This is a genomic window from Exiguobacterium sp. s36, from assembly GCF_018618345.1.
In the GTDB taxonomy this organism is placed as follows: domain Bacteria; phylum Bacillota; class Bacilli; order Exiguobacteriales; family Exiguobacteriaceae; genus Exiguobacterium; species Exiguobacterium chiriqhucha.
The window spans coordinates 335,318-343,489 of the sequence record NZ_JACSLW010000003.1 but is presented as its reverse complement, the minus strand read 5'-3'; the positions used below and the strand labels follow the sequence as shown (position 1 = coordinate 343,489).

Sequence of the window (8,172 nt, the reverse complement as noted above, 5' to 3'; positions counted from 1 at the left end):
CCGCCAGCGTTCGTCCTGAGCCAGGATCAAACTCTCCAAAGAATTTGATATAGCTCTTTAAAAATGACGAAGCTTGCGCTTCATTCAAACATTGTAAAACTTTTTTTGCCTCATCGTTCAGTTTTCAAAGTTCGTCAGTTTAAATGGTGGGCCTAAGTGGACTCGAACCACCGACCTCACGCTTATCAGGCGTGCGCTCTAACCGGCTGAGCTATAGGCCCATAATAAAAATGGTGCACCCTGAGAGATTCGAACTCCCGGCCTTTAGATTCGTAGTCTAACGCTCTATCCAGCTGAGCTAAGGGTGCATATTGGTGCGGTCGAGAGGACTTGAACCTCCACGGTGTTAACCACCACTAGGCCCTCAACCTAGCGCGTCTACCGATTCCGCCACGACCGCAGCGTATTAAGGTGTTACGAGGGATAAAAAATGGTGAGTCATGCAGGGCTCGAACCTGCGACCCTCTGATTAAAAGTCAGATGCTCTACCAACTGAGCTAATGACTCAAATTATAAGCTGGGCCGGAAGGGATCGAACCTTCGCATGTCGGAATCAAAATCCGATGCCTTACCACTTGGCTACGGCCCAACGTAAATGGCGGTCTTGACGGGATTTGAACCCGCGATCTCCTGCGTGACAGGCAGGCATGTTAACCCCTACACCACAAGACCGTTATACGTGCTTAAATTTGAAATGGTGGAGGATGACGGGATCGAACCGCCGACCCCCTGCTTGTAAGGCAGGTGCTCTCCCAGCTGAGCTAATCCTCCGTATGATGGTGACCCGTACGGGATTCGAACCCGTGTTACCGCCGTGAAAGGGCGGTGTCTTAACCGCTTGACCAACGGGCCAGATGTATGTGTTTTCTAAAAATTAAGTGGCGGAGACGGAGGGATTCGAACCCTCGCACCGGTTTCCCAGCCTACTCCCTTAGCAGGGGAGCCCCTTATAGCCTCTTGGGTACGTCTCCAAAATAAAATGGCTCCGCAAGTAGGATTTGAACCTACGACCTACCGGTTAACAGCCGGTTGCTCTACCACTGAGCTATTGCGGAACGTTGCTTGAATTTATCGAAGTAACGATTTAAATTGTAACCGCAAACCAGAAACCTGTCAATCACTTTTTTAGAAAAGCTTTAATATTCCATGTCGTCTCTCGGCGACTTCTATAAGATAGCACGGGCAGAAAAGACCGTCAACACTTTTTTATAAAAAAACCCGAGCAAAATGAAAAACATTTTGCCCGGTACTAGTTCCTTCTTATTTAATGCTTCGGCTCCAACATCGTGAGACTGATCCGTCCACGATTGGCGTCCACTTGTTCGATCCATACGGTGACGATATCACCGACTGCGACGACATCAAGCGGATGCTTGACGTAGCGATTCGACAATTTCGAAATATGGACGAGTCCATCTTGCTTCACCCCGATATCAACGAACGCCCCAAAGTCGATGACGTTTCGCACCGTCCCTTGGAACTCCATCCCCACTTGAAGGTCCTCCAAGTTCATGACGTCGGTCCGAAGCAATGGTTTCTGAATATCTTCGCGCGGGTCACGTCCAGGCTTCGCGAGCGACTTCAAGATATCTTCGACTGTCGGTAATCCGGCATCTAGCTTCTCACTTAGCACTTTGGCATCGACCGTCTTTAATCGTTCCCGCAGTTCGGCCGTGCCTACCGCTTGCTTTGAAACACCGAGTTCCTTCAATAGAGAGAGTGTCAGTTTATAGCTCTCTGGATGAATCTCCGTCTGGTCGAGCACATCACTCCCGTTCGTGATCCGTAAAAAGCCGGCTGCTTGTTCATACGCCTTCGCTCCAAGACGTGGTACTTTCTTGATTTCTTTCCGTGTATCAAACCGGCCGAACTCGTCACGATACGCGACAATGTTTTTAGCCGTCGTCTTATTCAATCCGGATACATACGTGAGCAGTGACTCCGAAGCCCGGTTCACATCGACGCCGACCATGTTGACGACACTCTCGACAACGAACTCGAGCGACCCTTTCAACTTGTTCTGACTGACGTCATGCTGATATTGCCCGACCCCGACAGACTGCGGATCGACTTTGACGAGTTCCGCCATCGCGTCTTGAATGCGTCGAGCAATCGAGACGGCCGAACGTTCTTCCACTTTCAATTCCGGGAACTCTGATCGAGCAATTTCTGAAGCCGAATAGACACTCGCCCCCGCCTCGTTGACGATGGCATAGGCTATCTCGCGTTCCGCCTTCTTTAGCCAGTTCGATACGAATTGCTCCGTTTCACGGGATGCGGTCCCATTCCCGATGACGATAACCGAGATTGGATAACGTTTCACGAGCGACGCCAACACTTTCTCTGAGCCCGCGACATCGTGTTTCGGTGCCGTCGGATAGAAGACACCGACCTCTTCGACTTTTCCAATTTCATTGACGACGGCCCATTTACAACCTGTGCGATAGGCTGGGTCAATTCCTAGGACGACGACCTCACGAAGCGGTGGTTGCATGTAGAGTTGTTTCAAGTTTTTTGAGAACACATCGATTGCCTGTTCTTCAGCCGTCTCGGTCAACTCACTCCGGACTTCGCGTTCGATGGCCGGGAACACCGACTTCTTGAAGGCATCCTTCACGGCGAGCGTAACGAGTTCGCGTTTCCCCGTTGGCAAGCGGTCAAACTTACCGAGCGCTTGTCGCATGAAACCCGTCTCGTCGAAGACGATCTTCACTTGCAACACATCCGTGCGCTCTCCACGGTTCAAGGCGAGGATTCGGTGTGGGACGATTCCTGCGATTTTCTCTTCATATTCATAATACTGGGCGAACACTTCTTTCTCATCTTCCGCCTGCTTTTTCTTCTGTGAACGAAGGAGCGCCTCTTTCCGGACTCGTGTACGGAGTGATTGTCGAAGCGTCGCCACTTCGCCCCACTCCTCCCCGATAATCGATTGGACGAACGGAAGTGCTTCTTCAAGCGAGAGGTCCCCTGCTAACGACTGCGCTTCGGTCACCGAATATGGTGTTGGTTGACGATACCAGTCAGCGAGCGGTTGGAGCCCTTTCTCCCGACCTTGTTCGGCTTTCGTCCGTCGCTTCGGACGATACGGAAGGTAGATGTCATCGACTTGCTGCAGGCTCGTCGCCGTTTCAAGCGCACGGGTCAACTCTGGTGTCGCCTTCTCGAGTTCCTCGAGTTTGGCGAGGACGTCCGTCTTACGTTTGTGCAAACTCTCTTCATATTGTAAGGCATCGAGAATGGCTTTGATTTCCACTTCATCGAGATTACCGGTCATTTCTTTACGGTACCGGGCCATGAACGGAATCGTCGCTCCGTCCGCGGCGAGTTGTTGCACCGTCTCGACTTGACACGTCTTCAACTTCAAATCTTTTGCGATTTTCGTAATCAATCGAATCACTTCCTTTTCTCTTCTCTCTTGAAGTGTAGCAAACTCACGCGTGGACGACAAAAAAACGATGACCGTTTAGTCATCGTTTGAGAATACTTCATTGAGCGGGACTTTGATGGCCTCGCGTAATTTTTCGAGCGCACGACGCTGTAAGCGCGATACGTGCATCTGTGAAATCCCAAGGAGCTCACCCGTCTCTTTTTGGCTCATGTTTTTATAATAAGCACATTCCAGAATCGCCTGTTCCCGTTCATTCAACACGCTGAACGCTTTTTCAAGGATGAGGCGCTGGTCAACCGATTCGTAACCACGTTCTTGACTCCCGACGAGGTCGAGGAGCGTGACGGTCGAACCTTCGTTGTCCGCTTCGATTGAGCTGTCGACGGAAAGGGCTTGGTAGCTCTTACCCATCTCGAGCGTTTCGAGAATCTCTTCATCGGAAACACCAAGGTGATCGGCGATTTCATCGATGCGTGGTGAACGTTGCAATTCGGTCGTTAATTCTTCGACCGTCTTCTTGATTTTCGGTCCGAGCTCTTTAATCCGGCGTGGAACGTGGACGCTCCACGTTTTGTCACGGATGAAACGCTTGATTTCACCGATAATCGTCGGAACGGCAAACGACTCGAAACTGCGTCCAAACTCAGGGTCGAAACGACGAAGGGCAGCGAGAAGTCCGATCATTCCGACTTGAACGAGGTCGTCATGAATGGCCCGGCCTCGCGAAAACTTTCGTGCAAGCGCCTCAACGAGGTCCGAGTATCGGTTGATGAGGAGCATTTGGACTTCTTCATTTTGATCGTCCTGTTGATAACGCTCGATCCACTCTAATACTTCATCATCACTGTGATGGCGTTGTTGAGATTTTGCTGGCACTCTGATCCACCTCGTCCCTGTTAAGGAGTTTCGTCATCGTCACCTTGACACCATTGTCCTTGTTGATCGAGACGTCATCCATTAAGGCTTCAATGAGGAAAAGACCGAGTCCCCCTTCGTGAAGCGATTCGATTTCAGCCGTCTCTTCGACTGGTGCCGCTTGGCGTTTCACATCGTCGGCAAATGTTTTGCCCGAGTCCTCGATCGTCATTTCGAGACGATCTTGATGGACGCCACACGTAAGCTTCACTTCACCTTCTTGATCTTCATAAGCATGTTGAACAGCATTGCCACAGGCTTCCGAGACCGCGATTTTAATATCCTCGATCTCGTCGTACGTATATCCCATACGGTTAGCGATTCCTGAGACGACTAAACGGACCACACCGACATACTCCGGTTTGGCCGGGAACGTCATCACCGTCTGTTCGATGTTACTCATTGCGTGCCACCTCTTACGTTTGTATTGATCGAAAGCAACTTGTGCAGCCCTGTCAATTCAAAGAGACGGTTGACGCGGTCGGTGACGCCGACGAGCGACAACTCTTTCTCGTTACGTTTGGCTATTTTAAGGGCACCGACAAATACGCCAAGACCAGTTGAATCCATATAGTCCACTTCATCCAAATGAACGGTAACATCCTGCTCCGTAATAGCCGGGTGCAAGACTTCCTTCAATTTTGGTGCGGTATATGTATCCACTTCTCCGGATACGTAAAGGTGTAATTGTTCTCCAATGACTTGCTCGCGAATCGCTAAATCCATCGTATATTCCCTCCTAATGTGCGTACAGAAAAATTGAGTACGATTAAACTAAATTCCCGTTTTACAGAATTCTAAACTATTTTTTGAAGATTTTTTGAAAAAAAACCGATACCCATGTATCGGTTTCTTTATATGTAAGCTAGAGAGGGATTAATCCCAGACTAATCTCTAGCGCTCGGTCAACTTTGTGCATCGTCTCATCATCGAGATGAGTGACTTTATCTGTCAGACGACGCTTATCAATCGTTCGAATCTGTTCAAGCAAAATCACGGAATCTCGTTCGAGACCATGTTTGACTTGATATACCTCTACATGAGTCGGCAGTTTTGCTTTCTGGATCTGAGCCGTAATCGCAGCGACAATGACGGTCGGGCTAAAGCGATTGCCGATATCGTTTTGAATGACGAGAACCGGACGAACTCCACCTTGCTCTGAACCGACTACGGGCGACAGATTCGCATAAAACACGTCACCACGCTTTACGATCACTCCGCTCACACCCCGCTTACTTGACGTAAGAGAGCATGTTCGGCTTCCGTCTCAATCATCAGCATCTCTTCTGCCATATTCAAATTAAACGCGGCCATCTCTTGATAGCCTCTCGCCAATTCTTCGCGCAGTGTTTGTTGTCGATCAGCAATTTCTTTGGACAAGTACGTCACTACATCGTTCAATGACAATGATTCACGATCTTTCATCGAAATCGGACCCACATGTTGCGAGAACCGATCTGGAACGGACGCTAAAGCACCCGCAGTTCGCTGTTTCAACATCTTACACCTCCAGAATCGTTTCAATGACTGGCGGAAATCTTCCCGCGTTCTTTACCAATATAACACGCGAGTTTGGGAAAATATAGAGGATTCCCGAAAGAATTCAGATAATTTCACACGTTTTCCGCTTTACACATAACGTCGTGGGAGGCGGCTCGTCAATTGACAGACGACCTCGTAATTGATTGTCTCGAGATGCGTGGCCAGTTCATCAATCGCGACCGGTCCGCCGATGAGCGTGACGACCGTCCCGACCGGAACTGACTCGGGAAGCCTCACCATGAAGCGGTCCATACAGACACGACCGACAATCGGACAACGGTGATCGTTTACGTCGACTTTAAAGCCGCTCGCTTTACGAATCCAGCCGTCGGCATATCCGACCGGCACGGTACCGATCCACTCATCTTCAGTCGTCGTATACGTCGCCCCGTAGCTGATCGTCTGTCCGGCCTCGAGTTGCTTCACTTGCATGAGCTTACTCTTCAACGCGAAGGCTGGACGTAAGAATGAATAGAAGGAAGCCATCTCAGCCGACGGATACAATCCATAGAGCGCGATGCCGACCCGGACCAAGTTATACGGCACATCTTGTCCGGCCATGCGGATCGCTCCGGCCGAGTTTGACGTATGAATGTAGCGGAATTGCGAATGGAGTCCATCTATCAACTGACCGAACCGCTCCTGCTGCTCATAATATAGCTGGCTGTCCGGCTCATCCGCTGTCGCAAAATGCGTATAAATCCCTTCGACGATAAAACGGTCATCTGCCGCTTCTAAAAGGGCATCAAGTTCGGCGCGGGTCCGCAAACCGAGACGACCCATCCCCGTGTCGACTTTCACATGAACGGTGAGTGGACGGTCAGATAGATGTGTGCACGCCTCACGCAACCAGTCGGCCGAAAAGACGGACAACGTCACATCGTGTTCGGCTGCGACGCCCGCAGTTTCTGGGAACTGGGCCTCCATGACGAGAATCGGCGCTTTAATCCCGGCCTCTCGGAGCTCGATGGCTTCTTCAAGCAAGGCCACGCCGAGCATCGTTGCCCCGTTCTCGAGTGCGATTTTCGCGACTTCGACGGCTCCATGTCCGTAAGCGTTCGCTTTGACGACGGCCATGAGCGCTTGCGGGATCCGTTTTTTGATTTCGATTACGTTATGCTTGATCGCCGCCCGATCAATTTCAATCCAACTTGGACGAAACATCGTGATCCCCCTCTTCAATGATGACTTGTGCCACGGCGTATTGCTCGCTGTGGCTGATACTCACATGAATCCGGCCTGAGTAAGGCGCCGTCATATGTGGTCGCCCGGCCTCATCCGGTAAGATTTCGATTTGTTGCCACGACAGGCCCCGGGCAATCCCGGTCCCGACCGCTTTGGCATACGCTTCCTTCGCCGCGAACCGTCCAGCGACGAATTCGATGCGGCGTTGTTCTGGATAGGCGTCGGCGAGCGCCCGCTCAGCTTCGGTCAACAGACGCGCGACGAAACGGTCATTTTTGAGCGAGCGAGCAATCCGCTCGAGCTCGACGATATCGATTCCGATTCCCACAATCACAGGACACTCGCTCCTTTCCTTTTTCACTCGTTTCCTTATACAATTAAGGAAAGAGGTGATGCTATGTTTAGTCGTACTGAGAATGTTCAAACGTTCGTCCGAGCGTATCCGCTCGTAACGCTGTTCATTGTAATCCAACTGCTCGTGTTTGTCATCGATTCTTTGGTACCTGACCTCCGAATCGTCGCACTCGGTGGGTCGTTCCATCTCGCGCTCGCCCAAGGGGAATGGTACCGTCTCTTGACGGCCAACTTCATCCACTTAGGGCTCGGTCATTTGCTGTTCAACTCGTTCGCTTTGATTATCTTCGGACCTGCCATGGAACGCATGGTCGGCCATATCAAATTCGCCGTGTTCTATATCGTCGCCGGTGTGCTTGCCAACCTGCTGACGTACTTCACGGTGAGTGAACTGTTTTATCTGCAAGCCGGTGCGTCCGGTGCGATTTTAGCGATTCTTGGCTTCTACGTGTACATCGGTCGGTTCCGCCGAACGCTCATCTATAGCCAGGACGCGCGACTCGTCTATATCTTCGTCGCCATCAGCGCCGTGTTCACGCTCATCGGGGCGAACGTATCACTGTGGGGACATGTGTATGGTTTCCTCGCCGGATTTGTGCTCGCAATCCCGCTCTCCCGGTTCGCGGTCCCATACTCGCGCCCGCTCCGCTACGGAAAGTACAAGCCGCGCAAGTATTCGCCCCCAATCATTCATACGGGTGAAGGCAAATGGATTTTCTACGTGATCGTCGGACTGGCCGTGTTCGGTTTGTTCGCCCGCTTCTTATGACAGTAATAAAGAGAGG

Annotated in this window: 9 protein-coding genes and 10 tRNA genes; 1 reads left to right on the top strand and 18 read right to left on the bottom strand. The window is 51.0% G+C overall.

What is annotated here, in order from left to right; all coding sequences use genetic code 11:
- Positions 1 to 144 precede the first annotated feature (144 nt).
- The 18 genes from KNP95_RS09705 to acpS all read right to left on the bottom strand — a co-directional run bounded on the left by KNP95_RS09705 (position 145) and on the right by acpS (position 7,367).
- Positions 145 to 221, bottom strand: a tRNA-Ile gene (locus tag KNP95_RS09705).
- Positions 222 to 231: 10 nt separating this feature from the next.
- Positions 232 to 308, bottom strand: a tRNA-Arg gene (locus tag KNP95_RS09700).
- 4 nt (positions 309 to 312) lie between these two features.
- A tRNA-Leu gene (locus tag KNP95_RS09695) sits at positions 313 to 400 on the bottom strand.
- Between the two features lie 31 nt (positions 401 to 431).
- Positions 432 to 507: transfer RNA gene (locus KNP95_RS09690), tRNA-Lys, on the bottom strand.
- Between the two features lie 10 nt (positions 508 to 517).
- Positions 518 to 589: transfer RNA gene (locus tag KNP95_RS09685), tRNA-Gln, on the bottom strand.
- A gap of 7 nt (positions 590 to 596) precedes the next feature.
- A tRNA-Asp gene (locus KNP95_RS09680) sits at positions 597 to 672 on the bottom strand.
- A 23-nt stretch (positions 673 to 695) separates the two neighbouring features.
- Positions 696 to 771 (bottom strand) — tRNA-Val (locus tag KNP95_RS09675).
- Between the two features lie 6 nt (positions 772 to 777).
- Positions 778 to 852, bottom strand: a tRNA-Glu gene (locus KNP95_RS09670).
- Between the two features lie 27 nt (positions 853 to 879).
- A tRNA-Ser gene (locus KNP95_RS09665) sits at positions 880 to 971 on the bottom strand.
- Positions 972 to 980: 9 nt separating this feature from the next.
- Positions 981 to 1,055, bottom strand: a tRNA-Asn gene (locus tag KNP95_RS09660).
- A 209-nt stretch (positions 1,056 to 1,264) separates the two neighbouring features.
- Positions 1,265 to 3,391 carry a Tex family protein gene (locus KNP95_RS09655; RefSeq protein WP_214836855.1) on the bottom strand — a complete coding sequence of 709 codons (2,127 nt, stop codon included), beginning with the start codon at positions 3,389 to 3,391 and terminating at the stop codon, positions 1,265 to 1,267.
- Positions 3,392 to 3,466: 75 nt separating this feature from the next.
- The gene (gene sigB, locus KNP95_RS09650; RefSeq protein WP_021068185.1) at positions 3,467 to 4,267 is read right to left on the bottom strand and encodes an RNA polymerase sigma factor SigB; all 801 of its coding nucleotides are present in this window, start codon (positions 4,265 to 4,267) and stop codon (positions 3,467 to 3,469) included.
- Positions 4,233 to 4,709, bottom strand: a complete 477-nt coding sequence (rsbW, locus tag KNP95_RS09645; RefSeq protein ID WP_021068184.1) for an anti-sigma B factor RsbW — start codon at positions 4,707 to 4,709, stop codon at positions 4,233 to 4,235. The genes sigB and rsbW overlap by 35 nt, the downstream gene beginning before the upstream one ends.
- Positions 4,706 to 5,032, bottom strand: coding sequence for an STAS domain-containing protein (locus KNP95_RS09640; RefSeq protein WP_021068183.1), 327 nt, complete (start codon positions 5,030 to 5,032; stop codon positions 4,706 to 4,708). The genes rsbW and KNP95_RS09640 overlap by 4 nt, the downstream gene beginning before the upstream one ends.
- A 139-nt stretch (positions 5,033 to 5,171) precedes the next feature.
- A complete protein-coding gene (locus tag KNP95_RS09635) occupies positions 5,172 to 5,522 on the bottom strand; it encodes a type II toxin-antitoxin system PemK/MazF family toxin (protein ID WP_029596222.1) in 351 nt (116 codons plus the stop codon).
- Between the two features lie 5 nt (positions 5,523 to 5,527).
- Positions 5,528 to 5,806, bottom strand: coding sequence for a hypothetical protein (locus KNP95_RS09630; RefSeq protein ID WP_021068181.1), 279 nt, complete (start codon positions 5,804 to 5,806; stop codon positions 5,528 to 5,530).
- A gap of 129 nt (positions 5,807 to 5,935) precedes the next feature.
- The gene (alr, locus tag KNP95_RS09625) at positions 5,936 to 7,012 is read right to left on the bottom strand and encodes an alanine racemase (RefSeq protein WP_214836840.1); all 1,077 of its coding nucleotides are present in this window, start codon (positions 7,010 to 7,012) and stop codon (positions 5,936 to 5,938) included.
- Positions 6,990 to 7,367, bottom strand: a complete 378-nt coding sequence (acpS, locus tag KNP95_RS09620) for a holo-ACP synthase (protein ID WP_214836837.1) — start codon at positions 7,365 to 7,367, stop codon at positions 6,990 to 6,992. Before acpS ends, alr begins: the two co-directional genes overlap by 23 nt.
- Before the next feature lie 63 nt (positions 7,368 to 7,430).
- Between acpS and KNP95_RS09615 the strand changes: the two genes are divergently transcribed.
- Positions 7,431 to 8,156, top strand: coding sequence for a rhomboid family intramembrane serine protease (locus KNP95_RS09615; RefSeq protein WP_214836834.1), 726 nt, complete (start codon positions 7,431 to 7,433; stop codon positions 8,154 to 8,156).
- Positions 8,157 to 8,172 lie beyond the last annotated feature (16 nt).